The sequence below is a fragment of the Pantoea sp. E956-1 genome, from assembly GCF_982223955.1.
Genome location: NZ_CEUYZP010000051.1, coordinates 1 through 471 on the forward strand (window position 1 = coordinate 1; position 471 = coordinate 471).

Genomic DNA, 471 nt, shown 5'->3' on the forward strand with positions numbered 1-471 from the left:
TGGTTGCCACTGTTGGTGCTGTCGTAGGAGCGGTAACGCTCGCAGATCTCCGCTCCGGTCGCGGCGTAGATCGCCCGTTGGTAGAGATGAACGAGTTCGGACTTGTCCTCGATCTGCTCGGCCGGTACGTCGGCGAGGGTGGCGTAGCCTTCGGCCTGTTTGGTGCGGCGCCAAGTGGCGAACTCGCGGTTCACGCTGATGGCGGCGGCGATGGTCGCGGTTTCCAGTCGGATCGGCGTGACGCTGGAGTCGATGCGCAAAGTGCCGCGCACGTCGTCGAGGTCGATCGATGGCCAGAAGGGGTCGGTGTTGACGTGGCCGCTGGGGGCCGGAGTAGTGCTGCCGCCCGCTACGAATCCGCTCATGAATCTGCGCTCTGTTGTAGGTCGCCGGTGGTCGGGGCTTCACGTTCATGAGGAGCGGCCTGGCCGATCCGCCCCGAGCCGGCGGGGTGCGTGGGGACGCTCGGTT

General features: G+C 66.2%; 1 protein-coding gene. It reads right to left on the reverse strand.

Going from position 1 to position 471, the window contains the following annotated elements:
- On the reverse strand, window positions 1-365 hold a 365-nt coding region (locus AC0T7J_RS25200; protein ID WP_473798469.1), incomplete at its 3' end, for a head completion/stabilization protein.
- Between the last annotated feature and the right edge of the window lie 106 nt (window positions 366-471).